Source organism: Compostibacter hankyongensis, from assembly GCF_039541075.1.
Lineage (GTDB): Bacteria > Bacteroidota > Bacteroidia > Chitinophagales > Chitinophagaceae > Compostibacter > Compostibacter hankyongensis.
In genome coordinates, this window is the sequence record NZ_BAABFN010000002.1 from 352,998 (window position 1) to 376,154 (window position 23,157).

A 23,157-nucleotide genomic window follows, 5' to 3' on the forward strand; every position below is an offset into this window, starting at 1 on the left:
ATTTTCACCGGCGCCGTCAGATGGAAAAGCCATGCGGCAGTATAGCTCCTTTTTTTATCACTACCACGCCGTCTTTGATCACATACAGGTCGTGCTCCCCGTCTTCAAGATGAGGGCCGCCCTTGATGCGGACGTCGTTGCCGATACGGCAGTTCTTATCGATGATGGTATTGTCGATATAGCAGCGCTCCCCGATACCCAGCGGCGGTATGCCGCGGCTGACGGCATCCTTGATCTCCTCGAGCGTCTGGTAAAAATCGATTCCCATCAGGTAGCTGTTTACGATGGTGGTGCCTTTGCCGATACGGGTACGGATACCCACCACGGCATGTTCGATGCGGCTGGCCAGGATGATGCAGCCGTCGGCGATGACCGTTTTTTCGAGCGTGGTGCCGGATATCTTGGAAGGCGGCAGCATCCGGGGACGGGTATAGATGCTGTTTTGGTTGTCAAACAGATTGAAGTGGGGAATGCCTTCCGTAAGACCGAGGTTGGCTTCAAAGAAGGAATGGATGTTCCCGATATCCGTCCAGTACCCCTCATACTGGAAGCTGGTTACTTTGTATTTTTCGATAGACTGGGGTATGATCTCTTTACCAAAATCGGTGGCATCGCGGTTTTCACGCAGTACGTCAAAAAGAAAGCGGCGGTTAAAGATATAGATGCCCATGGAGGCCAGGTAGCGTCTTCCTTCGCGTTCCATTTCCTCACTTACCTCCGAACGCCATTCGGAGAGAATATCCTTTTCCGGTTTTTCGATAAAGGAGGTGATGAACTGGTCGGCATTGGTTTTCAGTATGCCGAAATCGGGGGCTTCACGGCTGCTCACCGGTATGGTGGCAATGGAGATATCTGCTTCCTGGAGGATATGGTTTTTCAGCATTTCCATAAAATTCATCTGATACAGCTGATCTCCGGAGAGAATGAGCACATATTCGAAGTCGTGGTTGTCCAGGTGATGGAGGCATTGCCGGACGGCGTCGGCGGTACCCTGGTACCAGGTGGGGTTATCCGGCGTTTGTTCGGCCGCGAGGATGTCCACGAAGCCGGCGCTGAAATTATCGAAGTGATAGGTGTTTTTGATATGCTTGTTGAGAGAAGCGGAGTTGAACTGGGTGAGCACGAAGATGCGCCGCAGCCCCGAGTTCAGGCAGTTGGAAATCGGGATATCCACCAGCCGGTATTTGCCGGCAATGGGTACGGCCGGCTTGGAGCGGCTCAGGGTGAGCGGTGAGAGGCGGGACCCCTGCCCCCCGCCCAGGATGACGGACATGACGTTGTTCGACATAACGGCTTATTTAAGACTGCTGTACAGATCGGCATATTGCCGGGCGGATTTCTTCCAGGAGAAATCGAGCTTCATCATTTTTCTTCTCAGCTCGCCGAGCTGGCTTTTCTGTTGAAATAATTCCACACTGCGGCGCAGGGCGTGACAGGCATCTGCAACGCTGGGATGCATAAAGCGGATACCATAGCCGCCCTCATCGCCAAAGTCGATGACGGTATCTTTTAATCCCCCCGCCATACGTACAACCGGTACCGTGCCATAGCGGAGCGCATACAGCTGGTTCAGCCCGCAGGGCTCCACCCGGGAAGGCATCAGCAGGAAGTCGCTCCCTGCATAGATGCAGTGGGAAAGCGCTTCGTCATAACCGATATATACGTTATAGTTGGGTTGTCTCACATAGGTCTTCAGCTCTTCCAGCTGCCAGGCCACGTAAGGATCGCCGCTGCCCAGCACCAGGAAGCTGATACCGTGATCCGTTTCATAATCGGCCTGCCCGATGATACCCGGGAGCAGGTCGGCCCCCTTCTCTCCTACCAGCCTGCCGATAAATGATACCAGCGGCAGGTCCGGGTTGAGTCCGAACCGGCTGCACAGGGCTTCCTTGTTTGCTTTTTTTCCTCCCGCAAGGTTGCGTGTAGTATAATTTTTGGGCAGCTGCTCATCATCCGCCGGGTTCCATACTTCCGTATCGATGCCGTTGAGAATACCGGAACATTTCTGTTTTTCACCCTGCAATAATGATTCCAGTCCGGCCGCAGAAAACATCAGCTCATCCAGGTAGCCCGGGGAAACGGTGGTGACGCGCCAGCTGCATTTTATGGCCGAGGCCAGCGGGTTTATGGCATGATCCCAATCCAGCAGACCGGACTTCCACCAGTCAAAGGCGGGCAGCCACTGCCAGCGGTCCCAGCCAAACTGACCCTGGTACTGCGCATTGTGTATGGTAAGAACGGTGGGGATATCCTCCAGTCGCGCATAGGAGGAGCACTGGGTGATCATAAAAGGGATAAGCGCCGCATGATGATCATGACAATGGAGAACATCCGGCCGGTGCCGCCAGCTGCGGATCCAGTCCAGGGTAGCGATCTGGAAGCCCAGAAAACGTTCGGGATCGTTGTGGTGCCCGTAGACCTGTTCATTGTCCAGCAGGCCGGGAATATCCACCAGATAGAGATCAAAGCCCAGCTTGTTGTGCTTTTCCTTGATGACGTTGAAATGTCGCCACTGCGAGCCCATCCATATGCCCCCCTGGTGAACCAGCTCAAATTCGTTTTCGAACAGGAAACGGGTTTTGTAACAGGGGATCACCACTTTGGCAATATCGCCGTTCTGTTGCTGGTACTTGGGGAGCGCTCCCACTACATCGGCCAGCCCGCCCACCTTTGCCACCGGGTAGCATTCGGCGCTGATGTGTATGATTTCCATGTCCGTGCCCGTTTTAAAATCGTCCTGAACCGCTGCCGGGCCATACGCCGCACTGCTGGGAGCGATATCATCCCCGGTGTTTTCGTTTCCAATTTATAACATTAAATGGAAATAATAAAGACGGGAAAAGGATTTTTTGGGGGCGGGGTCTTACAGGGTTCAGCGCTTTTTTCGCATCTTGATATCGCAGCGCTTGTAATGGACATTGCTCAGGGGTATTTCCTCAAAGCCCAGCTTACGGTAAAGTCTGATTGCCGGAGCCAGGGCGGTCTGTGAATACAGGATCACTTCCGCTAAGCCCATCTGCCAGGCCCGCTCCAGCAAGGCTTCTCCCAAAGTCCTGCCGATACCCCTGCCCTGCCAGGCCTCGTCTACCGCCATCTTGGTCATCTCAAACAGCCCGGTCTCCGGCTCCGGCTTCAGGGCCACTGTGCCGACGATATGGCCTTCGCATTCCGCCAACAGGATGAAGCCGCCCGGGCGGAGGATATATTCCTCCGGGTGGTTCAGCACCTGCCGGTCTACCGGCTCCACACGGAAATATTTTTTCAGCCAGGCCTCGTTGAGCCGCCGGAACGCTGCCCCGTGTTCCGGTCTGTAGTCGATGATCTTTACTTCCATCTGTTTACTTTTTTGCCGCTATCTGTTTTTTGAACCCTGAATTGACAAGATATATGCCGGCCAGCGCAACGGCAGAGCCGGCGGCCATGCTGAGGCTGAGGGATTCATCCAGCACCTGCCAGCCCAGCAGGATGGCTACGATGGGGTTTATGTAAGCGTATATGCTTACCCGTGTGGGAGGCAGCTTGGACAAAGCGTAGACATAAGCCACGTAGCCGACCAGCGATCCGAAGAAGATGAGGTACAGCACCGCCATCCATCCGTTAACGGCTATCTCCTGCAGGGGCACGGCCTGTCCCGAAAGATAGCTCGCCGGGAAAAGCAGTATGCCGGCCAGCAGCATCTGCCACCCGGTAGCATACAGCACGTCGAGCTTCAGCTTGTGCCGGGCGATGAATACGCTGCCCCAGCCCCATCCGGTCACGGCCAGCAGGCAGAGCGCGATACCGGGGAGGAAAGTATTTCCGGCAGGACTTTTGATCCGGTTGTAAAAGATGACGATCACCCCTGCCAGTCCCAGCAGCAGGCCCGCCAGTATCCGGGGCGTCAGGCGGGTGCCTTTCAGCAGGAGCATGCTGAACAGGGCGATGGCCAGCGGGGACAATGCCGCGATGATGGCCGCCAGCCCGCTGGGTATATACTGCTCTCCCCAGCTGAGCAGGCCGTTACCTACGCCCAGCAGCAGCAGACCCATTACGGCGAGCTTCCAAAGCTCCCCCGGTGAAGGCATACGGTGACCTTTTGCCAGAAACCAGCCCACCACCATCGCGCCGGCCGTAAACTGACGGATGGCCGTGAGCTGCAGTCCCGGCATATATTTCACGCCGATACGGATACCCAGGTAGGTGGTCCCCCAGAAGAAGCTGACCAGCCCTACCGCAATAAAAGCTTTTGATTTTTCGGACAAGGGCATAAGAAGTTATGTTTTGGCCACACAAAGTACCGTTAATTTATTTTGAAAAAACAGATGCACTTTTGTTAATTTTGACCATATCAGATTGGAGGGGCCGCTTATAATCCTGTTATATGGAACAACGTAAATTTTCCGGTGATGAGGATCACCTGTACCTGCAGCTGGCGGGACGTTTTGAAGCGCTGATCAAATCGGAGGTGCTGAAGATGGGCGACCGGCTGCCTTCCGTCCGCCGGATCAGCAACGAGCACGGCGTAAGCATGAGCACGGTATTCCAGGCCTATTATCACCTCGAGAACAAAGGGCTGATCGCTTCGCGTCCCCGCTCGGGTTATTATGTCCGGCAGCCTGTCCGGCGGGTGGAGCTGCCGGCCGTGAGCCGACCCCTTTCCAGGGCCATGCCGGTCAGCGTCGCGGACATGGCCATACGGGTAGCGCAGTATGATGCCCAGCCCGGTTTTACCAGTCTCTCCAAGGCGGTCCCTGGGCTGGAGCTGCTGCCGGCTCCGCGGCTGAACAAGTCGGTAGTGCAGTCCCTTAGGAGTGCGGCCGACCATTGTCTTTCCTACAGTACCCCCTGGGGCGATATCCGGCTGCGACGGCAGATCGCGCGGCATTCCATGGACTGGGGCGGCAGCCTTTCCGCCGAAGAGGTCGTGGTGACCAACGGCTGTTCCGAAGCGCTTACCCTCTGCCTGCAGGCGGTGGCCAGTCCGGGAGATACCATTGCCGTAGAGTCGCCCGCTTATTTCGGCGTGCTCCAGGTCATGGAGAGCCGGGGACTGAAGGTGCTGGAGATCCCTACCTGTCCGGAAGAAGGTATCGAGCTCGACGCCCTGGAATCCGCCATCTCCCGGCACCGGATCAGCGCCTGCCTGGTAGTATCCAACTTCAGCAATCCCCTGGGCAGCTGCATGCCGGACGACAAGAAAAAGAAGCTGGTGGGCCTGCTGGCCCGCCATGGCATTCCCCTGATCGAAGACGATGTGTACGGGGATCTCTTCTTTGGAAAAGAAAGACCGCGGACCTGCAAGATTTTTGACCGGAAGGGACTCGTGCTGCTGTGCTCCTCCTTCTCCAAAACCCTGGCGCCGGGTTATCGCATCGGATGGACGGCGCCGGGGATCTTCCTGGAGCAGGTACGGCGGCTGAAATATATGAGCTCCTGCGCTTCTCCTACCCTGCCGCAGCTGGCCATCGCCCACTTCCTGGAGAACGGCCGCTACGACCTCCATCTGAAAAAGCTCCGTCAGGCCCTGCATACCCAATATCTCCAGTATACCCGGTCGGTCTGCAATCATTTCCCGGCCGGCACCCGGCTGTCCCGTCCCCAGGGGGGCTTTGTGCTCTGGATCGGTCTCGACGGGCAAACAGATACTTTTGAGCTGATGGAGCAGGCTGCAGCTTGCCGCATCAGCATTTCACCCGGCCGCATCTTTACCTCGCAGGACCGGTACCGTAATTTCTTCCGGCTGAGCTTCGGACAACCCCTCACCCCCGTTTATGAAAATGCTATCCGGCTGCTGGGCCTGCTGGCTTCCCAGATGGAAGGAAACGAACGGAAGGTCCGCGGCGGAAAAATTCCCGATTCCTAAATAACTTTTCCCGATCGCGTAACTGTGTCCCTGCCGCCGCCAATACCTTTGCGCTCAACAATGATGAGAAGATGAAGCCGTCACCCTTCTCCGGCCAGCCCTGAAATGCTGATGCAGCACCGCAGTGAAAATATGATCCGGGAGCCGCAGCCGACGCTGCGGAAGCAGGTAAAGGCCGTCCCCCCGACAGCGCCCCGGCAGCGGAAGAAACGCAAATCGCTGTTCCGCCGTATCTCTGCATGGCTTCACCTCTGGCTGGGATTGATCTCCGGGATCATCGTGCTGATCGTAAGTCTTACCGGCGCTGTCTATGTCTTCCAGCCGCAGGCATACGAAGCCTTCCATCGCCAGGCGCTGTTCGTACCCCCCGGCGAAGGTCCCGTGCTGCCGCTGGACAGCCTGTGGAACAAGGCCCAGCGGGCGCTGGGGACGCAGTATCCGATCAGCAGCGTAGCCACCTACAAGGCGCCAGACCGGGCCTGGGAGTTTCTGGCGATAAAGACCGACGAGGAAGCCCCTACCTATTTCGGTTATATGGAATATTATTACACCATCTATCTGAATCCGCGCACCGGGGAGGTCAGCGGCATCATCGACAACAAATACGAGTTTTTCAACATCGTCAAGTTCATCCACTGGAGCCTCCTGCTGAGCACTGAGCTGGGGCAGCCTGTTGTCGGATGGAGCACCCTCATCTTCGTACTGATGCTGATTACCGGTCTGGTGCTGTGGTGGCCGAAAAAGTGGACCAGGGCCAACCGCGAGCGGAGCTTTAAGGTCAGGTGGACGGCCCGCTGGAAAAGGCTCAACTACGATCTTCATAATGTGCTCGGCTTTTACAGCCTGCTGCTGGCCCTGGTGATCGCGATCACCGGGCTGACCTATTCCTTCCAATGGGTGAACAAGGCTTTTCTTTACCTGACCACAGGTCAGACTACCTATGCGGAAGAGCCGGTGGTGAAATCCCCGCTTGCAACGGAAGACACCAGAGGAATGAAGCCGCTCGACAGGGCGCTGGCCACCGCCTGGAGAATGATCCCTGATGCTGGTTCCATCATCACCTCCGGAATGCCCGGGGAAGCGGACGGGTCCATCCTGATGAGCGCGCGGATGACCCGTTATGCCTATTACAAATACAATGTGCTTTATTTCAGCCGCTATTCCGGAACGCTGCTCAGCAGGGACCTCTACCGCGACAAATCCTCCGGGGAAAAACTCTCCGGCATGAATTACGATATACATGTAGGCACCATCGGGGGACTGCCCACCCAGGTGCTGGCCCTGATGATCAGCCTGATCTGCGCCAGCCTTCCGGTGACCGGGTTTTATGTATGGTGGAATAAAAAAAGACAGCGGAAGAAACATATACCTCCCGCTGTCTGACCCGTGTGTTAACCTGTGCTTATTTTCTCAGATAGGCCCGCAGCATCCAGGCCATGCTTTCGTGCTGCTTGAGAATGCCGGTGAGAAAGTCCACCGTGCCCACGTCCTTGTATTTTTCTTCCACTTCGCCGATCTGCTTCCTGACTGTGCGGGCGAGGGTTTCATGATCGTTCAGCAGGTTTCTGATCTGGGTGAACTGATCTGCCGTATACTCTTCTTCGTCGAGGTTGGTCAGCTTGAGGAAATCCTTCAGCCTTCCCTCGGCAAAATGGCCGATCTTACGCACCCGCTCCGCCACTTCGTCGATCATGAGCTGCAGCTCGTTATACTGGCTTTCGTAGAACTTGTGCATCTCTATGAAGCTGGCGCATTCAATGTTCCAGTGATAGTTCCGCGTTTTGGTGTATAAAACCACTTCATCGGCCAATAGTTTGTTCAGGATAAGCGCCACGGCGCTGCTGTTCTTTTCGGAAATACCAATGTTTGCTTTCATCTGTTGATATTTTTGTTTTAATGATCAGACCCGCCTGCTATCGCTTTGCGGCAGGAAGGCGAAACCTCGCATGATGATGTTGTAGTGCAAAATATTATCATGCCGGGTTCCATAATGATAAGGTTGTAACAGGACTTAGATGCACCACTGTCCAAATTTAGCATTTTTACCGTAAAGCAGGAAATTGCGGTATCTTCTTTGTGAAGAAAATTTTATAAATTGGTTTCCGGCGGCCGGTTCCCCGAAAACCGGCTCCCCGAAAAAGAGCTGTTGGAAGCGCATACCGGAACGGCCGGAGTAAAACGAACGCGGCATGAGATTACCTGTTTATCTGGACCATAATGCTACCACTCCCTGCGATCCCGGGGTGCTGGAAGCCATGCTTCCCTACTTTGCGGAAAATTTTGGGAATGCCGCCAGCCGCCACCATACTCTCGGATGGATGGCGGAGGACGCCGTAGCGGAAGCCCGGGAAGAGGTGGCGCAGCTGATCGGCGCCGACCCTGCCGAAATAATCTTTACCAGCGGGGCCACCGAAGCGGATAACCTTGCCATCAAGGGCATTTTTGAAGAACATTTTCCGGGGAAAGGACATATCATCACGGCAGCGACCGAGCATAACGCAGTGCTGGATACCTGCCGGCACCTGCAGCAGAAAGGGGCAAGGGTTACCGTTCTGCCGGTGGGCGGCGACGGACTGGTCGATCCGGCCGGGCTGGAAGCGGCGATTGCACCGGATACGGTCTTGATCGCGCTGATGTATGCCAACAACGAAACCGGCGTATTGCAGCCGATGCGGGAAATAAGCGCCCTTGCACAGAAACGCGGAGTGCTCCTTTTTTCGGATGCCGTACAGGCGGTGGGGAAGATCCCGCTGAACGTGCGGGATACCGGTATCGATCTGATGGCATTTACCGCCCACAAGATGTACGGTCCCAAAGGAGTGGGCGCCTTGTATATACGGCGTAGGGGCCAGCCCGTTAGCCTGCGTGCGCAAATGGACGGAGGCGGACACGAACGGAAGCTGAGAAGCGGCACGCTGAACGTACCCGGCATTGTGGGATTTGGAAAAGCGGCTGCGCTGGCCGCTGAGCGGATGGAGCAGGATGCCCTGCATGCGGCAGTGCTGCGCGACAGGCTGGAAGATGCCCTGCTGCAGCTGAGCGGCACGGCTGTAAACGGAAACCGGGAGCAACGGCTCCCGCATGTCACCAATATCTCCTTTGGAGGCGTGGAGGGAGAAGAGCTGCTCACCTTGCTGAACAACAATGACATCGCGCTGAGCTCCGGCTCCGCCTGTTCCTCCGCCACCACCACCCCTTCGCACGTGCTGAAGGCGATGGGGTTGGACGATGTCCTGGCCTATGCCTCGCTACGCTTCAGCCTGGGACGGTCCAACACGGAAGAGCAGATCAGCTACACCCTCCGCCGGATCGACGAAGCGGTAACGGCTTTACGGAATCCGTAGGAGGGTAACCGGTTTTAGCCGCAGCTGAAATTTCGTTACTTTTGTTCATATTCACCTGATATTTATGAACCCTGCAGAAAAGACATTTTCCCATCTGGATCCCGTTACCGGTCAGCCGGCGATGGTGGACGTAAGCGGAAAAGAGGTTACCCGGCGCATGGCCCGTGCCCGTTGTATCGTAGTGCCCGGCGAGGAGGTGATGCAGCATCTTGCCGACGGAGAGATCCATACAAAAAAAGGCCCCGTGTTCCGGACGGCCATAGTAGCGGGGATCATGGCCGCCAAGAAAACGGCGGAGCTGATACCGCTTTGTCATCCGCTGTCGCTTGAGAACTGCCATATCGATATTCGGGTCAACGGGCAGCGGGAGGTGGAGATCGATTGTACGGCAGTCATTACCGCCAAAACGGGTGTGGAAATGGAGGCGCTTACCGGGGCTTCCGTGGCCGCCCTTACCCTTTACGATATGTGCAAGTCCTTTTCCCATGATATCGTGATCCGGGAAGTAAAGCTTCTGGAAAAAACAGGAGGCAAAAGTGATTACAGGAAAAACGGTTAAAGCATTGTACGGGCTGGTGCTGGCCGGCGGCAAGAGCACCCGTATGCAGCAGGATAAGGGCGGTCTGGTCTATCATGAAAAAGATCAGCGCCGCCATGTATACGATCTGCTGTCCGGCTGCTGCGAAAAGACATATATGTCGTGCAACCGGGAACAGGCCGGGGAGCTGAAGGAAATTTTCCCGGTCATAACGGACAGCTTTGAAGGGCTGGGCCCCATGGGAGGCATCCTGTCCGCCCAGCAGTTGCATCCCGGGGTGGCCTGGCTGGTGGTGGCCTGTGATCTGCCTTTTTTATCCGGACCTACCCTGCATTACCTGATCTGGCATCGCGATCCTTCCAAAACGGCCACCGCTTTTAGAGACCCCACAAACACATTTCCGGAGCCGCTGATTACCATCTGGGAGCCCGGCAGCCGGGCCCTGCTGGAGCAGCGCCGCGAGGAAGGACATTACTGTCCGAGGAAAGCGCTGATGCAGACAGAAGTAGCCTTGCTGCAGCCTCCGGATGCCGCTGAGCTGAGGAACATCAACAACCCCGAACAATACCGGGAGGCAATTGCGGAGATCCGGCAGGGCCGCCCCGCCGGCCGGGATATCTTCCCTGCCGGCGATAACAGGTCCCTGACGCCGGAGGGATAACCGCTGCTTTATAACAAGTACCTGATGAGCATGAAACGTATCCTTATCCTGCTGCTTGCGACGGGACTGACCGTCTCCGTTACGGCCCAGGAGCTTCGTATAGCCGTGGCCGCTAATGCGCAGTTTGCCGCCAGGGCGCTTGTCAAAGCCTTCCGGGAAAAGACGGACGCAGCGGCTACGCTGATCGTCAGCTCGTCGGGTAAGATCACGGCACAGGTCAGGCAGGGTGCTCCCTTCGACCTGTTCCTCTCGGCAGACATGCAGTATCCCCGTATGCTGTCTGAAGAAGGGTACACGCTCGATACCCCCAGGGTATACGCCTGCGGAGCGCTGGTGTTGTGGTCCCTGAAAGAGCGGGATATCTCCGGTGGGATCGGCGCCGCCGCCGGGCAGGATATTGCCAGGCTGGCCGTCGCCAATCCCAAAACGGCTCCTTACGGGGTTGCCGCGCTGCAGGCCATCAGGGCCCTGCGGCTGTACGACCGGGTAAAAGACAAGATCGTGTACGGGGAAAGCATTTCCCAGGTGAACCAGTACCTCCTTTCAGGAGCGGCGGACCTGGCCCTTACGGCCAAGTCGGTGGTAATGGCCCCCGTCATGAAGGGCCGGGGAAAATGGGTGGAAGTGGACAGTCGCCTGTATCAGCCCATTGACCAGGGTGTGGTGATCCTCCGGCATGCGCAGGGAGCAGGACTGGAAAAGGCGCAGGCCTTTTACCGCTTTATTTTCAGCCCGCAGGGGCGTGCTGTTTTTGCCGCATACGGCTACGTGCTGCCCCCCCTGCCCCCTAAAGGGGGAGAAAGGTGAAGGGCGAAGGGTGAAAGGCATTTTAAAGGAATGTTATGCCGGGAAAGCCCGGACCTCATGGAGCAGAGGCAGGTATCAGATCAATAATCATAACCGGGACACATTGAACAGTTTAAAAGGCACGATCACGGCCGTAGAAACGGAAGAAGGCATCTCGCTGGTAACGGTAGATGCGGGAGGCATCCTTTTGTCGGCTTTGGTGATCGACACGCCGGAGACCGCCGCCTACCTGGTTACCGGCACGCCGGTTTTTGCCGTATTCAAAGAAACCGAGATATCTATCGGGAAAAACCTGTCGGGGGGATTAAGTCTGCGTAACCGGATCCCGGCCGTGATCACGGCAATAACCGGCGGAAAGATCCTGAGCAGCATCACGCTGGATGTCAACGGCCATACCCTGTGTTCGGTAATCACGACCCGTTCTGCCGTGGCCCTCGGGCTGTCGGTGGGCGAACGGGTGGAGGGCCTGGTAAAAACCACCGAAGTATCACTCATGCAAACCGCCGCTTAGATGGCTATAGCTTATCAGCCCCTGTGGCTTACTTTACGCCTTGCTGTTGTTGCCACGGGGCTGCTTTTGCTGGTTGGCGTTCCCCTGGCTGCCTGGTTGGCGGCTTCGACCTCGCGCTTCAAAGCGGTTTTTGAAGCGGTTGTCAGCCTGCCGCTGGTACTACCGCCTTCCGTGCTGGGCTTTTATCTGCTGCTTGCTTTCAGTCCCACAGGCCGGTTCGGCGGCCTGTTAAGCTCGCTCTTCGATATCCGGCTGGTATTTTCCTTCGGGGGGCTGGTGCTGGGTTCTGTTATTTACAGTCTCCCTTTTATGGTGCATCCCGTACAGGCGGGGCTGCAATCGGTACCCGCCAGCCTGAAGGAGGCTTCCTATACGTTGGGGAAATCCCGGCTGCGGACATTCTTCAGCGTACTGCTTCCCAACATAAAGCCGGCTCTGCTGACCGGCACGGTGCTTTCTTTTGCGCATACCATCGGTGAATTCGGGGTAGTGCTGATGATCGGCGGCAATATCCCCGGCAAAACACGGGTGGCTTCCATTGCCGTATATGACGAGGTGGAGGCTTCCAATTACCCGGCTGCACACGTATATGCCTTACTGTTATTGCTGGTTTCCTTTGGTATTTTGCTCCTGGTCTATACGCTGAACCGGCGGCTGTTCAAATCCTGAGCGGATGATAAAGATAAACATACAGAAAAGGCTCGTCATGGCCGGCGGGGAGGCGCTGCTTAAGGTGGATACGGAGATCAGCCGTGAAAGCTTCGTCGCCCTGTATGGAAGATCCGGTGCGGGCAAGACTACTCTGCTCCGCATCCTTGCAGGTCTGCTGGAACCCGAAAAAGGCATCATAGAGGTGGATGGCCGGTGCTGGCTGAATACGGACCGGAAGATAAGGCTCCCGGTACAGCAACGGCAGATCGGCTTTGTGTTCCAGGACTTTGCCCTGTTTCCCCATATGACGGTGCGGGAAAACCTGCGCTATGCGCTGAAGCCGGAGAAAGACCCCGGCCTGGTCAGCCGTATGCTGGCCATGGTGGACCTGGAGCAGCTGGCCGACAGAAAGCCTGCGATGCTGTCCGGCGGACAGCGACAACGTGTAGCCCTGATCCGCGCCCTGATGCGGAAGCCCGGCATCCTGTTGCTGGATGAGCCCTTTTCTTCCCTGGATGCGGAAATGCGGCAGGAATTGCAGGACCAGATCTCTGCCCTGCACCGGCAGTTCAACCTGACCACCCTGCTGGTCAGCCATGATATGGCGGAAATTTACCGTATAGCCGACCGGGTTATCTGGTTGGATGAGGGAAAAGTTCTCCGTTCCGGCCCTCCTGACGCCCTTTTTGGCAATGTCCGGCTGAGCAGCAAGATCCGGCTCACGGGAAAGGTGCTGAGGGTCGCAAAGAGCGGAGTGGTCTCTATTGTAGAGGTCGCTGCTGGCAATACCGTCATCAAGGTGGTGGTTACCGCCGGAGAAGCGGAGGAGCTGCATCCGGGGGATACTGTGGGAATATTCTCAAAAGCCTTTAATCCCGTTATCAGGAAGATATAGCCGTATCCGTTATCCTATAAGGGCATCATAGGCGGATCGGGTGTCGATATCGATACCCCCGCCGGGAAAGGGAACGGAAGCCACCGCTTCCGGGTATCTTTGTAGCAGCTTTTTGGCGCCGGCTTCATCTTCAAGCTCCGTCAGGACGGGGAAAAAGGCTTTGTCAAACAATACCGGCACCCCAAGGGTATTTTCATAAGCGGAGACGATGATCTTTTTCCCGCTTTCCTGCTTTTTCCGGATGAGACTGTTGAGCAGTGCGCTGTCTGCAAAAGGCTGATCGCAAAGCATGAGGATGACGCCTTCAGCCTGCGGGGCTTTTTCGATGAAGGCGGCAAGACCTGCCTTTATGGACGAGCCGATGCCTGCCTTCCATGCGGCATGCGTCACGATATGCACAGGGTCCCGGCTTATGCCGGGCCTGATGAGGTTGGCGGAGGCGCCCAGCACTACGATCACCGGCATGGCGTCGCTGCCTGTCGCCGCCGCTATGGCGTGCTGCAACAGCGTTTTCCCCGCATAAGGCAGCAGCTGTTTGGGGCTGCCCAGTCTTGCGGATGCTCCGGCGGCAAGGAGTATAAGACCCGTCATGACTGCCCGGGTTGCGCTTCATGATGATGGGGGATCAGCTGCATATCGCGCAGCGAGCGACAGGGTCTTCCCGAGAGCACCGCTTTGATCTCCGAGATAACGGACAGGGCGATTTCCTCGGGTGTTTCCGCACCGATATCCAGACCGGTAGGTCCGTACACGTTTTGCAGGAGGGATGCTTCCTGCTGCCGTCCTTCCCGCTGCAGGTCCTCCAGCATCCGTTCCAGCTTTTTACGGGGACCCAGCGATCCCAGGTAGGGAAGCCGGAGGGGCAGCAGCTGTCGGAGTATGGCCAGATCATAGTTGTAGTTGTGCGTCATCAGCACCGCTACGGTACGGTGATCCGGAGATAGCTGTTCCAGCGCTTTTTCCGCTCCGGAAACTATCACCTTGCCGGCGGCGGGAAAGCGTCCGGTGGTGGCATAGTGAATGCGTCCGTCGATAACGGTGACCTCCCAGCCCAGCACGGCCGCCATCCCGGCCAGGGGAATGGCATCGTTGCCGGCGCCAAAGATCAGCAAAGATACCGGGGGCTCCAGCACTTCGAGGAATACGGTAAGCGCTGCGGTGTCGCTGCTTTCTGCGGTAGCCGGGCCGGAGGCTTTCTCAAGGCCTTCCATGCCGGAAGCGGCGTAGACAGCTCCGCCCGGAAATGTTTTTATCCGGGAATGCCCGCTGAGCAATACCTGTTCCGCATCTGCTTCCAGCGCATGCCGCAGGCGGCTGTTCCCGGCCGCACCGTATGTTTTACCGTCCTCCGTCCGCAGGAATACAGTGCCGGGATGCCCGCCGTTTTTCCCCGGAGAGGAGAATAAGGTGACCAGTACCGCACGGCGGCGCTTTTGAAAAAAATCTTTTAACAGGCAGACGGGGTGGGCAGGGTCTTCTGCCAGGAGGGGCTCGATCAGTATCCGGATGATGCCATTGCAGCCCAGGCCTACACCCAGCTTTGCATCGTCTTCATGAGTAGTGTCATAAGTCACCAGGCGGTTTTTCTGCTGCAGCATGACCAGCCGGGCCTTTTTGAGGGCGTCGCCTTCAAGACAGCCTCCGCTGATGGCGCCGGTCAAACCGCCGTCTTCCGTAATGAGCATGCGTGCGCCGGGTCTCCGGTAAGAAGAGCCTTCCACCTGCACCACGGTGGCCAGCGCAGCCTGCTTGTTGTGCTGCCGGGCCTGGTCATATGCCGCAACGATGTCTCGCAGTTCTTTCATGTGAACCTGTATTCTTAAGTATAACGCCCTTATGATGCGCTGTCCGTCGTGCGCTGGAGACCTGCCGTTACAGCATCGTCACCTCGAAAAATTCTCCCGCATGAAAGCTGCTGCGTTCTGCGGGAAGGCTCATCAGGGCGTCGCCCCTGGCCAGCGCCGTTAGATCGCCGGAGCCGGAATTCCGGCAGGGCCTTGCCGTCAGCATACCCTGTTCGTGACTTAAATTTACCAAAAGATGGCAGGTTAAATCCGGTTTAAAGATAAATTCTTCCGCCAGCCTGGCCACCTGCTTCTCCGAAGAGCAATGCAGGGAGCGGTACAGCCAGGGTTTGAAAAAAAGCTGGTAACAGGTATAGGTGGAGACGGGATTGCCCGGGAATCCGAACAGGTGGCAGCGGTCGCCGAGCGTACCGAAGAAAAACGGTTTCCCCGGCTTTTGGGCTACCCCGTGAAATATCTTTTTTACGCCGGCCTCCTGCAGCAAGGCAGGCAGATGATCGTACCGTCCTTTGGAAACGGCGCCGGAGAAGAGGATCACCTGGAAATTTTCGAGCAGGGAAGCCAGGGAGGCCTTCATCTCCGTCTTGTTGTCGCTAAGGTGAAACAGCTCCGCACGGATGCCCTCCGTCTGCAGGGCAGCGGCCAGCATCCGGGAATTGGAGGCCCGTATCTGATGCGGCGCAGGTTGCGCGCCGGGCGGTATCAGCTCATCACCGGTGGAGCAGACGGCCACGGCAGGCAGGCGGTAAACGCTTACGCGGGTCATGCCTGCGGAGGCCATTACGCCCACCATGGCCGATGTAATTTTCCGGTCCTTTTCCAGCAGCACATCTCCCCTTCCGGCGTCTGTTCCCTGCTGATGTATGTATTGAAAAGGTGAAACCGCGGCGCCGGCTTTCAGGACGGCCACGCCTGCCGTCCTGTCGCACTGCTCATAGGGGATCACGGTATCGGTATTTCCGGGGAGAACGGCTCCGGTCATCACTTCTATGCAATGGAGCGGATTGCTGAGCCGGGAGGCCGGCATACCGGCAGCCTGGATATTTTCGATGGGAAAGCTGCGGGTCTTTTCCAGTGCGGCGGCGCGCAGGGCAATGCCGTCCATCGTCACCCGGTGATAAGGAGGAAAATCGCGGTCAGCCAGTACCGGTGCGGCCAGCACGCGTCCCCCGGCTTCTGCCAGGTCCACCGTTTCGGTATCCGGGAATATCCGGTTTTCCAGTACCAGGCTGAGCGCTTGAGTTACGGTTATCATGGGTTGTGGTCAGGAGGGTTGGGGGAACGTCTCAGCTTTTGCACGGATTATTTTTTCAGCGCCGATCTCCCGGATCCATTGGTCGATACCGCCGGCAAGACTATAGATCCGGAGGGCGGGATATCTTTCCCTGAGCAGCCGGGCCGCTTTCAGGCTGCGGCTGCCCTGCCGGCAGACCGTTACCACGGGCCGGTCGACGGGAAAGCTCATGTCTGTGAGAGTATCCGGGGGCGCCGGCATTGCATTTTCGAGATGAGCCTCCCGGTACTCTTCCGGGCTGCGCACATCCAGCAGGGTGAATTTTATCCCGGACCCGTACCAGCCGTAAAGCTGTTCCGGGCTCAGGGTGTTTATTTCCCCGCAGGAGGACACAGCGTAGCTATCCTGCAGGGTCCGGATGGCATGACGCTCCGGGGAGGCTTTTAGCCGGATACGGTATTGATCGTTGTTCAGGAAGTCGAGAATAAGGAGGTATCCGGAGAGGGAGGTGCCGATGCCGGTGATCACCTTTACCGCTTCCAGGGCCTGCCGGCAGCCGATGATGCCCGGCACCACGCCCAGCACGCCGGCCGTGTTGCAATCCGGCAGCTGTTCCGGAGCGGGAGGCACCGGATACAGGCACCGGTACGTAGGCCCGTCACCGTAGTTAAACACGCTTACCTGTCCTTCGTATTGCTGTACCGCGCCGTAGATAAAAGGCTTTCCGGTCATCACACAGGCATCATTGATCAGGTAGCGGGCCGCAAAATTGTCTGTGGCATCCACAACCAGGTCGAATCCGCTCAGGATGTCCGTCGCATTTTCCGGGTTGAAAAATTCCGGGAATATCTTTAGCCGGATATGGGGATTCTGTTTTTGCAGATGCCGGGCGGCCGTTTCCGCTTTGGGCAGGCCGGTCTCTTCGTCGGCATACAGTACCTGCCGGTGCAGGTTGTCCCGGCTGATGCTGTCCCCGTCCACGATACCCAGCGTACCGGTGCCCATGGCCGCCAGATACTGCAGTACGGGCACACCCAGCCCGCCGGCACCGATCACCAGCACCTTTGCCGCCTCCAGCTTCTGCTGGGCCGCTTTGCCAAAGCCGGGCAGCTGTAGCTGCCGGATGTATCTTTCCTGGTGTTCCATGTGCATCTTTTTATCCGCCGAGGACGGACATGGAGGCATGTACCGGGTTTTGCCGGCCGGATGCTTCGGCGGCCAGCCCGTCTTTTTCCCGCCGGCTTACCGCATCGCGTATGGCCGTTTCGACAGCGGCGTCATCAGCGCCGCTTCGCAGCAGCTGCCGCAGGTCGGCTGCCGGCGCTCCATACAGACAGGTCCTCAGCTCTCCGGTAGCGGAAAGCCGGATGCGGTTGCAGGTGCCGCAAAACGTTCTGCTGTAGGCCGGGATAATGCCAAATGATCCCCGGTGTCCCCGGATTTTATAATTGGTGGCGGTGGCGTTTTCACCGTCTTCCAGCTTCTCGATATGAGGATGGTGCCGGCTGATGTGGGCATAGATGTCTTTATAGTCCCATGACCGGATAAAGGAGGAGCTGCCGTTGAACGGCATCTCTTCCAGGAAACGTACCGAGATGGCGTAGTCTTGCGTCAGCCCGATGAGGGGCAGGATGTCTTCCGTATTGCGGCCCGCCATCACCACGCAGTTCAGCTTCAGCTCGAAGCCCTTTTCCAGCAGGCGGAATATACCCGCATAGACGCGTTCGAAGCTGTTCCGGCGGGTAATCTGATAGAAACGCTCAGGGTCGAGCGCATCCAGACTGATGTTTATTTTTCGTATACCTGTTTGCTTTAGTCTCTCCAGGTCCTTTTCCCAAAAAGCGCCGTTGCTGGTGATCTTGATTTCCTTTAGTCCTTCCAGCCCGCTTATTTTTTCGAGGAAAGGCAGCAGGCCTTTCCGGATAAAGGGTTCCCCTCCGGTGATGCGGAGGGTGTCCACACCCAGTCCGCAAAAGATGCGGCTGAGCCGGTAAAGCTCTTCAAAAGAGAGCAGGACCGGTCCTGCTGCGAAATCCATACCGTTTTCGGGCATACAGTATACACAGCGAAAGTTGCAGCGGTCGGTCACCGACAGGCGCAGGTAATTCAGCCGCCTGCCGAATTTATCGGTCAGCTCCGGCCTGTTCCCGGCCTGGGGTTGGGTCTTTTGCGCTATGTCCGGTTCAGGGATGTGCATTGATCCAGCTGCTTTGATCGGTGTAAAATTCTTTTTTCCAGATGGGTACCCGCTGCTTCAGGGTGTCGATAAGATGACGGCAGGCCTCGAAGGACACGTCGCGATGGGGAGCGGAGACCCCCACAACCACGACCGGCTCTCCAACCTGCTTTTCTCCTTTGGTATGGACGATCAGCAGTTTTTTGAGGGGCCATTTTTCCAACGCTCCGGCGCCTATCTTTTGCATTTCCCGGAGGGCCATCTCCTCATAAGCCTCAAAGCTCAGCCGGGTTACTGCTTTTCCCTGTCCCTGATCCCTTACGGTACCGATGAAGAGGTTGACCGCACCTGCCCCCGGGTGGCGGAGGTAATGATAGGCTTCATTGAGATCGATATCGTCTACCAGCTTGATCAGCATAGTTCAGCCTCCGCTTACGGGTGGTATCAGGGCTATTTCATGATCCGGCCCTACCGGATCCGCATCTTCGGCATACGTATGATTGACCGCAACAGCCAGGGAGCTGAGCTGCCGTATGGAAGGATATGCGGAAAACAGCCATGTCTTAAGCTCCGCTACAGTACGTATATTCTTATCCGTTATTGTCAGCTGCTCCTCTCCTATGATCTCCCTGGTGATGCCAAACAGTTTTATATTCATGTTAGCCGGCGTTATCGTCTGCAATTAAAATTCCGATCTGCTTTATTAATTCCCGCGAGGGAGGAAGGAGTCTTAGCACAGTTTCCCTATCAAAATCATAGAAGTCATCGTAGTCGCCCTTATGTCTTTTTTCAAAGAGTTCAGAATAATGTTTTGCCAGTTCCTTGCTGATTTTGCCTTCCTTAACAAATAACTCTCCGAATTTTTGTCGAACCCCTGAATGACTTGAAGTTTTTATTCCTTTTTTTACCAATATAGCTCCAACGGCATAAAAGCAGGCATAGTATAGACGATTTATGGCAGTATTCCAGTATTGATTATCAATTAATATATCGACTTCGCGCAAAGTTTCTTTTGATTTTTGAAATCTATAATTAACATAATCTTCTCGCTTATATTCTGTCATATCAGACGGCCCTCCTTCATTACATTGTAATAGAAAGGAGTAATCTTATATTTAGTATTCCATTCTTTTTTGGTATATAACATAGGACTGATAACCTGCCCTGTTTCAAATTCTATATCATACAAAGGATAAGTTATTTTCTTTTCAATATCTGGTGTGATTTTGTCCTTATTCAGCAATATCAATAAATCCCAGTCTGACTCGGCATGAGCTGTGCCTCTTGCCCTTGAGCCAAAGAGATGTATTTCCGCATCCGGCTCTTTTTCCAGAACGGTTTTTTTTATCCTGTCCAGTAAATCATCTGTGCTGGCCATGCTGCTACAAAGGTACCGAATACTTCTCAATCACGGATTACCGGTATCTACCCGAAGAACCCGCTCTTAATAAACGGCTGAGACCGCAGGCGTTTTCCGGTGGCGGCGAAGATGGCGTTGGCCAGGGCGGCTCCTGCCGGCGGCAGACCCGGCTCGCCCAGCCCTGTAGGTTTTTCGTTGTTCCGGATAAACTGCACTTCCACTTCGGGCGCTTCCCGCATCCGGATCAGCCGGTAATGATCGTAATTGGTCTGGTCCGGCCTGCCCCGGGTAAGGGTAAGCTCTCCGTAGAGGGCATGGCCGATGCCGTCGATGATCCCTCCTTCCACCTCCGTTTCGGCGCCGCTGAGGTTGACTACCGTACCGCAGTCCACCGCACAGTATACCTTGCTGATTTTTAGCTTGTCTCCGGCACGGATCAGCTCAACGATCTCCGCCACATGGGTAGAAAAGGAAAAATGCGCAGCAAAGCCCTGGTATACGCCCGGCCTGGGTTGCCCCCAGCCCGCCATTTCCGTTACCTTCCTGATAACGCCCGCATACCTGTCGGGGTCATAATCCACTTTCCCGACAGGATGTTGTTTGGCCTGCTCCAGCAATTCCAGCCGAAAGGTCACCGGGTCTTTTTTTACCTGATGCGCGATATCATCCAGGAAGGATTCTTCCGAGAAAGCGATGAAGTTATGATTGGGCGCCCGCCAGGGACCGGTGGTCACGGGTGATTTATATTCCAGCGCATCCACCTGCAGATGGGGTACCGCTCCCGCCGGAAAGCTGTCCTGGCGCGATGGGTTGCCGGTTACGCCCACCGAATGGTGATGCCAGGCGATCAGCCGGCCTTCCTGATCCAGCGCCGCCCGGTAGCGGTAAAGTCCCATGGGACGGTAATCGCCGCCTCCCATATCGTCTTCCCTGCGCCAGATGAGGTTTACGGGCGCCTTGGCCAGCTTGGATATCATCGCCGCCTCGGTAACGAAATCCGATTTCAGCCTTCTGCCGAACCCGCCTCCTGTACGGGGCATGCCCACCTTTATTTTTTCCTTGGGTATGCCCAGCAGCTTGGAGACGTCGGATTGCGCTTTTTCGGGTGTCTGCACCGGACCGTATAGCTCTACCCCGTCCTCTCTTACATCGGCGAAAAAATTCATCGGCTCCATCGTGTTATGCGGAAGGAAGGGGGCCGCATATTCCGCCTCAATCACCCGGGCGGCCCCGGCAAAGGCCTGCCGGATGTTACCGTCTTTCCGCCGCGGTTTTTCCTGCGAAGGACGGTCCAGTATTTTCCGGAAATTATCGGCATAATCTCCCGTGCTTTCCAGCTTGCTGTCGTCCGACCAGTCGGCTTTAATGGCTTTTGCACCCTGCATGGCCTCCCAGGTAGACCTGGCCAGCACGGCGATGTTGTTGTCGAAGCTTACCACCTGCTGTACACCCGGCTGTTTTTTGGCTTCGCTGTCGTCAAAATGCTGCAGCTTTTGCCCAAAGGCCGGAGGATGGATGATGGCGGCGTACAGCATGCCTTTGCGCCGGGTATCGATACCATATTTAATACTGCCGGTAACGATGGCTTTGTTGTCGTAATTGGGCATCCGTTTGCCGATGATGCGAAAAGCGGAGGGATCTTTCAGGGCCACGTTTTTGGGCACCGGCAGGGCGGCTGCTTTTTCTACCAGGTCGCCATAGCCCGTGCTTTTACCGCTTTCTTTATGCCATACCTTGCCGGCCTCTGTGCTGCAGGCAGCCGGGTCCACCTGCCATTCCGCGGCGGCGGCATTGACCAGCATCTGTCTGCCGGTAGCGCCGGCTTCGCGGAAAGGCGCCCAGCTGCTGCGTACCGCACCGCTGCCGCCTGCTACCTGCCGGCTGTATTTGCCGGTATCCAGTCCGGCCTGTACAATGCTGATCTTTTTCCAGTCGACGTCCAGCTCTTCGGCGACGATCATCGGCAGGGCGGTCTTTACGCCCTGTCCGATCTCCGGATTGGGCGCCATGATCGTTACCAGGCCGTCCGTATCGATCTTTACGAAGGCGTTCAGGTCATGTACGGCGGCTTTGGCCTGCCTGGACGAGGGGCTGCAGGCGCTGAGCCAGTTGAAGCCCAGCACAAGGCCGCCGCCGGCGGCAGCGGTGACCCGTATAAAATCGCGCCGGTTAACGGTATGGGTTGTCATGATCTACCTCCCGCTTTTTCCGCAGCCCGTTTTATGGCTTTGCGGATCCGTTTGTAAGTACAGCATCGGCAGATGTTGCCGGACATGGCTTCATCGATATCCTCATCCGAAGGATGCGGATTTTTTTTCAGCAGCGCGGCCGCGTTCATGATCTGTCCCGCCTGGCAGTATCCGCACTGGGGCACGTCGGTCTCGTCCCAGGCGAGCTGCAGGGGATGGTCCCCTTTTTCGGAAAGACCTTCGATGGTGGTGATGGCCTTGTCGCCTACCGAGGATACGGGCAGGGAGCAGGAGCGGACAGCATCTTCGCCGTAGTGAACAGTACAGGCGCCGCATTGGGCGATACCGCAGCCGTACTTGGTTCCGGTTAATCCGGCGAAGTCGCGGATGACCCAGAGCAGCGGCATCTGGGGGTCCACGTCCACCTTGTAATTTTTCCTGTTGATGGTAAGGTTGAAAACAGCCATGATGATAGCTTTAAAAAGAGGGTTTTTAAAATTAATGCTTTCCGCCCTGAAAAGATCAAACTTTTTTCTTTTTCTTGATAAACGGTATTTGCCCAAGCAGGCATTTTTCCTTATTTTTATTCAGCAACCGTCTCTCCTGCCGGCTCCTGCGGCGGAGGGGAGAGTGGCCGTACCTCATGTATCAAAAACCCCCGTTATGGTTACCACGATTCAGCTCCGGGTCAACGGGAAAGACCATACAGTAAAGGCAGACCCTTCCACGCCGCTGTTGTACATCCTGCGAAATCATCTTCAGCTGAACGGTCCGCGCTTTGGCTGCGGCCTGCAGCAATGCGGGGCCTGTATGGTGCTGCTGGACGGAAAGGCGGCCTTCAGCTGTATGATGCCCGTGGACCGGGTAAAAGGCAGGGCCTTGACGACGTTGGAAGGGCTTGCCGGTCCCGGCGGCAGCCTCCATCCCGTCCAGGAAGCTTTTGTGCAGGAACAGGCGGCGCAGTGCGGGTACTGTCTGAACGGGATGGTAATGTCAGCCGTTTCCCTGCTGAGTGAGAACCCCAGTCCCGACGATGCCGCCATCCGCAGGGGCATGGAGCCGGTGCTTTGCCGCTGCGGCACCCAGGCACGGATCCTGCGGGCGGTAAAGCGGGCCGCGGAGGCAGATAAATCTCTTTCCTGAC

The 23,157-nt window shown here is 56.5% G+C and carries 26 protein-coding genes; 10 read left to right on the forward strand and 16 right to left on the reverse strand.

Annotated elements, in window-relative coordinates; all coding sequences use genetic code 11:
• Nucleotides 1–16: 16 nt before the first annotated feature.
• From ABD851_RS06310 to ABD851_RS06325, 4 genes are all read right to left on the reverse strand, one after another.
• Nucleotides 17–1,288, reverse strand: coding sequence for a glucose-1-phosphate adenylyltransferase (locus ABD851_RS06310; RefSeq protein WP_344977182.1), 1,272 nt, complete (start codon nt 1,286–1,288; stop codon nt 17–19).
• Between the two features lie 6 nt (nt 1,289–1,294).
• Nucleotides 1,295–2,713 (reverse strand): glycogen synthase, encoded by a 1,419-nt coding sequence (locus ABD851_RS06315; protein ID WP_344977185.1) that lies wholly within the window; start codon nt 2,711–2,713, stop codon nt 1,295–1,297.
• A gap of 159 nt (nt 2,714–2,872) precedes the next feature.
• Entirely contained in the window at nt 2,873–3,334 is a 462-nt protein-coding gene (locus ABD851_RS06320; protein ID WP_344977188.1) for a GNAT family N-acetyltransferase, read from the reverse strand.
• Between the two features lie 4 nt (nt 3,335–3,338).
• On the reverse strand, nt 3,339–4,247 hold the full coding sequence (locus ABD851_RS06325) for a DMT family transporter (protein ID WP_344977191.1): 909 nt from the start codon (nt 4,245–4,247) through the stop codon (nt 3,339–3,341).
• 113 nt (nt 4,248–4,360) lie between these two features.
• On the opposite strand from ABD851_RS06325, the gene ABD851_RS06330 reads away from it, so the two are divergent.
• Complete coding sequence (locus tag ABD851_RS06330) at nt 4,361–5,842, forward strand: aminotransferase-like domain-containing protein (protein WP_344977194.1); 1,482 nt, start codon at nt 4,361–4,363, stop codon at nt 5,840–5,842.
• 111 nt (nt 5,843–5,953) lie between these two features.
• Entirely contained in the window at nt 5,954–7,225 is a 1,272-nt protein-coding gene (locus ABD851_RS06335) for a PepSY-associated TM helix domain-containing protein (RefSeq protein WP_344977197.1), read from the forward strand.
• Nucleotides 7,226–7,244: 19 nt separating this feature from the next.
• Here the strand turns inward: ABD851_RS06335 and ABD851_RS06340 are convergent, their stop codons facing one another.
• On the reverse strand, nt 7,245–7,718 hold the full coding sequence (locus tag ABD851_RS06340) for a Dps family protein (RefSeq protein ID WP_344977200.1): 474 nt from the start codon (nt 7,716–7,718) through the stop codon (nt 7,245–7,247).
• 313 nt (nt 7,719–8,031) lie between these two features.
• On the opposite strand from ABD851_RS06340, the gene ABD851_RS06345 reads away from it, so the two are divergent.
• The 7 genes from ABD851_RS06345 (at nt 8,032) to ABD851_RS06375 (ending at nt 13,249) form a co-directional block, all read left to right on the forward strand.
• Nucleotides 8,032–9,186 carry a cysteine desulfurase family protein gene (locus ABD851_RS06345; protein WP_344977203.1) on the forward strand — a complete coding sequence of 385 codons (1,155 nt, stop codon included), beginning with the start codon at nt 8,032–8,034 and terminating at the stop codon, nt 9,184–9,186.
• 64 nt (nt 9,187–9,250) lie between these two features.
• The gene (gene moaC, locus ABD851_RS06350; RefSeq protein ID WP_344977206.1) at nt 9,251–9,745 is read left to right on the forward strand and encodes a cyclic pyranopterin monophosphate synthase MoaC; all 495 of its coding nucleotides are present in this window, start codon (nt 9,251–9,253) and stop codon (nt 9,743–9,745) included.
• On the forward strand, nt 9,723–10,385 hold the full coding sequence (locus ABD851_RS06355) for an NTP transferase domain-containing protein (protein WP_344977209.1): 663 nt from the start codon (nt 9,723–9,725) through the stop codon (nt 10,383–10,385). Before moaC ends, ABD851_RS06355 begins: the two co-directional genes overlap by 23 nt.
• Nucleotides 10,386–10,415: 30 nt before the next feature.
• A complete protein-coding gene (gene modA / locus ABD851_RS06360) occupies nt 10,416–11,192 on the forward strand; it encodes a molybdate ABC transporter substrate-binding protein (protein WP_344977211.1) in 777 nt (258 codons plus the stop codon).
• A 103-nt stretch (nt 11,193–11,295) separates the two neighbouring features.
• Nucleotides 11,296–11,703, forward strand: coding sequence for a TOBE domain-containing protein (locus ABD851_RS06365; protein ID WP_344977214.1), 408 nt, complete (start codon nt 11,296–11,298; stop codon nt 11,701–11,703).
• Nucleotides 11,704–12,372, forward strand: a complete 669-nt coding sequence (gene modB, locus ABD851_RS06370; RefSeq protein ID WP_344977217.1) for a molybdate ABC transporter permease subunit — start codon at nt 11,704–11,706, stop codon at nt 12,370–12,372.
• Between the two features lie 4 nt (nt 12,373–12,376).
• Nucleotides 12,377–13,249 carry an ATP-binding cassette domain-containing protein gene (locus ABD851_RS06375; RefSeq protein ID WP_344977220.1) on the forward strand — a complete coding sequence of 291 codons (873 nt, stop codon included), beginning with the start codon at nt 12,377–12,379 and terminating at the stop codon, nt 13,247–13,249.
• A 9-nt stretch (nt 13,250–13,258) separates the two neighbouring features.
• On the opposite strand, the gene ABD851_RS06380 is transcribed toward ABD851_RS06375, so the two are convergent.
• From ABD851_RS06380 to ABD851_RS06430, 11 genes are all read right to left on the reverse strand, one after another.
• Nucleotides 13,259–13,840 carry a nucleotidyltransferase family protein gene (locus ABD851_RS06380; protein WP_344977223.1) on the reverse strand — a complete coding sequence of 194 codons (582 nt, stop codon included), beginning with the start codon at nt 13,838–13,840 and terminating at the stop codon, nt 13,259–13,261.
• Entirely contained in the window at nt 13,837–15,054 is a 1,218-nt protein-coding gene (locus tag ABD851_RS06385) for an XdhC family protein (RefSeq protein ID WP_344977226.1), read from the reverse strand. The genes ABD851_RS06380 and ABD851_RS06385 overlap by 4 nt, the downstream gene beginning before the upstream one ends.
• Nucleotides 15,055–15,121: 67 nt before the next feature.
• Entirely contained in the window at nt 15,122–16,309 is a 1,188-nt protein-coding gene (locus ABD851_RS06390) for a molybdopterin molybdotransferase MoeA (RefSeq protein ID WP_344977229.1), read from the reverse strand.
• A gap of 9 nt (nt 16,310–16,318) precedes the next feature.
• A complete protein-coding gene (locus ABD851_RS06395) occupies nt 16,319–17,434 on the reverse strand; it encodes a ThiF family adenylyltransferase (protein WP_344977232.1) in 1,116 nt (371 codons plus the stop codon).
• 10 nt (nt 17,435–17,444) lie between these two features.
• Nucleotides 17,445–18,485 (reverse strand): GTP 3',8-cyclase MoaA, encoded by a 1,041-nt coding sequence (gene moaA / locus ABD851_RS06400; protein ID WP_344977235.1) that lies wholly within the window; start codon nt 18,483–18,485, stop codon nt 17,445–17,447.
• Entirely contained in the window at nt 18,472–18,882 is a 411-nt protein-coding gene (locus ABD851_RS06405) for a molybdenum cofactor biosynthesis protein MoaE (RefSeq protein ID WP_344977238.1), read from the reverse strand. The genes moaA and ABD851_RS06405 overlap by 14 nt, the downstream gene beginning before the upstream one ends.
• Before the next feature lie 3 nt (nt 18,883–18,885).
• Nucleotides 18,886–19,122, reverse strand: coding sequence for a MoaD/ThiS family protein (locus ABD851_RS06410; protein ID WP_344977241.1), 237 nt, complete (start codon nt 19,120–19,122; stop codon nt 18,886–18,888).
• Between the two features lies 1 nt (nt 19,123).
• On the reverse strand, nt 19,124–19,528 hold the full coding sequence (locus ABD851_RS06415; protein WP_344977244.1) for a HEPN domain-containing protein: 405 nt from the start codon (nt 19,526–19,528) through the stop codon (nt 19,124–19,126).
• A complete protein-coding gene (locus ABD851_RS06420) occupies nt 19,525–19,842 on the reverse strand; it encodes a nucleotidyltransferase domain-containing protein (RefSeq protein WP_344977247.1) in 318 nt (105 codons plus the stop codon). Before ABD851_RS06420 ends, ABD851_RS06415 begins: the two co-directional genes overlap by 4 nt.
• 47 nt (nt 19,843–19,889) lie before the next feature.
• Nucleotides 19,890–22,013, reverse strand: coding sequence for a xanthine dehydrogenase family protein molybdopterin-binding subunit (locus ABD851_RS06425; protein ID WP_344977250.1), 2,124 nt, complete (start codon nt 22,011–22,013; stop codon nt 19,890–19,892).
• The gene (locus tag ABD851_RS06430; RefSeq protein WP_344977253.1) at nt 22,010–22,480 is read right to left on the reverse strand and encodes a (2Fe-2S)-binding protein; all 471 of its coding nucleotides are present in this window, start codon (nt 22,478–22,480) and stop codon (nt 22,010–22,012) included. The genes ABD851_RS06425 and ABD851_RS06430 overlap by 4 nt, the downstream gene beginning before the upstream one ends.
• 196 nt (nt 22,481–22,676) lie before the next feature.
• On the opposite strand from ABD851_RS06430, the gene ABD851_RS06435 reads away from it, so the two are divergent.
• Nucleotides 22,677–23,156 (forward strand): (2Fe-2S)-binding protein, encoded by a 480-nt coding sequence (locus ABD851_RS06435; RefSeq protein WP_344977256.1) that lies wholly within the window; start codon nt 22,677–22,679, stop codon nt 23,154–23,156.
• Nucleotide 23,157: the final 1 nt, after the last annotated feature.

Coding starts and splice junctions, on each gene's coding strand:
- modB (WP_344977217.1), top strand. CDS start 11,704: ATGGCTATAGCTTATCAGCCCCTGTGGCTTACTTTACGCCTTGCTGTT.
- ABD851_RS06335 (WP_344977197.1), top strand. CDS start 5,954: ATGCAGCACCGCAGTGAAAATATGATCCGGGAGCCGCAGCCGACGCTG.
- ABD851_RS06435 (WP_344977256.1), top strand. CDS start 22,677: ATGGTTACCACGATTCAGCTCCGGGTCAACGGGAAAGACCATACAGTA.
- modA (WP_344977211.1), top strand. CDS start 10,416: ATGAAACGTATCCTTATCCTGCTGCTTGCGACGGGACTGACCGTCTCC.
- ABD851_RS06315 (WP_344977185.1), bottom strand. CDS start 2,713: ATGGAAATCATACACATCAGCGCCGAATGCTACCCGGTGGCAAAGGTG.
- ABD851_RS06430 (WP_344977253.1), bottom strand. CDS start 22,480: ATGGCTGTTTTCAACCTTACCATCAACAGGAAAAATTACAAGGTGGAC.
- ABD851_RS06395 (WP_344977232.1), bottom strand. CDS start 17,434: ATGGAACACCAGGAAAGATACATCCGGCAGCTACAGCTGCCCGGCTTT.
- ABD851_RS06380 (WP_344977223.1), bottom strand. CDS start 13,840: ATGACGGGTCTTATACTCCTTGCCGCCGGAGCATCCGCAAGACTGGGC.
- ABD851_RS06310 (WP_344977182.1), bottom strand. CDS start 1,288: ATGTCGAACAACGTCATGTCCGTCATCCTGGGCGGGGGGCAGGGGTCC.
- ABD851_RS06405 (WP_344977238.1), bottom strand. CDS start 18,882: ATGCTGATCAAGCTGGTAGACGATATCGATCTCAATGAAGCCTATCAT.
- ABD851_RS06320 (WP_344977188.1), bottom strand. CDS start 3,334: ATGGAAGTAAAGATCATCGACTACAGACCGGAACACGGGGCAGCGTTC.
- ABD851_RS06345 (WP_344977203.1), top strand. CDS start 8,032: ATGAGATTACCTGTTTATCTGGACCATAATGCTACCACTCCCTGCGAT.
- ABD851_RS06325 (WP_344977191.1), bottom strand. CDS start 4,247: ATGCCCTTGTCCGAAAAATCAAAAGCTTTTATTGCGGTAGGGCTGGTC.
- ABD851_RS06330 (WP_344977194.1), top strand. CDS start 4,361: ATGGAACAACGTAAATTTTCCGGTGATGAGGATCACCTGTACCTGCAG.
- ABD851_RS06415 (WP_344977244.1), bottom strand. CDS start 19,528: ATGACAGAATATAAGCGAGAAGATTATGTTAATTATAGATTTCAAAAA.
- ABD851_RS06390 (WP_344977229.1), bottom strand. CDS start 16,309: ATGATAACCGTAACTCAAGCGCTCAGCCTGGTACTGGAAAACCGGATA.
- ABD851_RS06420 (WP_344977247.1), bottom strand. CDS start 19,842: ATGGCCAGCACAGATGATTTACTGGACAGGATAAAAAAAACCGTTCTG.
- moaC (WP_344977206.1), top strand. CDS start 9,251: ATGAACCCTGCAGAAAAGACATTTTCCCATCTGGATCCCGTTACCGGT.
- ABD851_RS06425 (WP_344977250.1), bottom strand. CDS start 22,013: ATGACAACCCATACCGTTAACCGGCGCGATTTTATACGGGTCACCGCT.
- moaA (WP_344977235.1), bottom strand. CDS start 18,485: ATGCACATCCCTGAACCGGACATAGCGCAAAAGACCCAACCCCAGGCC.
- ABD851_RS06410 (WP_344977241.1), bottom strand. CDS start 19,122: ATGAATATAAAACTGTTTGGCATCACCAGGGAGATCATAGGAGAGGAG.
- ABD851_RS06340 (WP_344977200.1), bottom strand. CDS start 7,718: ATGAAAGCAAACATTGGTATTTCCGAAAAGAACAGCAGCGCCGTGGCG.
- ABD851_RS06375 (WP_344977220.1), top strand. CDS start 12,377: ATGATAAAGATAAACATACAGAAAAGGCTCGTCATGGCCGGCGGGGAG.
- ABD851_RS06385 (WP_344977226.1), bottom strand. CDS start 15,054: ATGAAAGAACTGCGAGACATCGTTGCGGCATATGACCAGGCCCGGCAG.